We start from the raw sequence: 657 nt of genomic DNA, 5'->3' as shown, positions 1-657 counted from the left end.
AATGCACTTGCCGCCGAGCTCGGCCTGAAGGCCGAATGGATCGACGGTCAGTTCTCGCAAACGCTCCCGTCGCTGGTCTCGAAGCGTGTCGATCTCATTCAAAGCTCCATGACCGACACCTGGGAGCGTCAGAAGACCGTTGATTTCGTCGACTATATGGTATCGGGCGATCAGGTCTATGCGATGGTCGACGGCCCGATCAAAACGGTCGAGGACATTTGCGGTCAAAAGGTAACCGTAAGCCAGGCAACGACAACAGAGAAAACGCTCCGCAAATGGAACGAGGATAATTGCATCGGCAAGGGTAAGCCTTCCGTCGACATCGTTATCGACAGCAGCTTCGGCCAGCAGATCGCCAACATGAAGCAGAAACGCACGGTCGCCGGCGTCCAGGGGGTGGAGGGCATCGGCCTCATCATCAAGGACTCCAAGGGCACGATGAGGACCGTTGGCGAACCGCTCGCCGTCAGCCACACGGGTCTTGCCTTCCTCAAGGAGGACACGCAGCTGCGTGACGCCTACATGTGGGCGCTGAAGCGCCTGCACGCCAACGGCACCTATGACAAGCTCCTCGAAAAATGGAATCTTGAGGGCGCGGCCTATCCTGAGCCGACGATCAACAAAGCCACGGAATAGGGTGCATGGGACCATGGTCCC

General features: G+C 58.1%; 1 protein-coding gene. It reads left to right on the top strand.

What is annotated here, in order from left to right; all coding sequences use genetic code 11:
- A partial coding sequence (locus DOU54_RS13615; RefSeq protein WP_113731429.1) for a transporter substrate-binding domain-containing protein occupies positions 1-636 on the top strand: 636 nt, incomplete at its 5' end.
- Positions 637-657: the final 21 nt, after the last annotated feature.

It is taken from the genome of Agrobacterium sp. MS2 (genome assembly GCF_003261015.1).
GTDB lineage: Bacteria > Pseudomonadota > Alphaproteobacteria > Rhizobiales > Rhizobiaceae > Agrobacterium > Agrobacterium pusense.
This window is presented reverse-complemented; position numbering and strand designations above follow the sequence as displayed.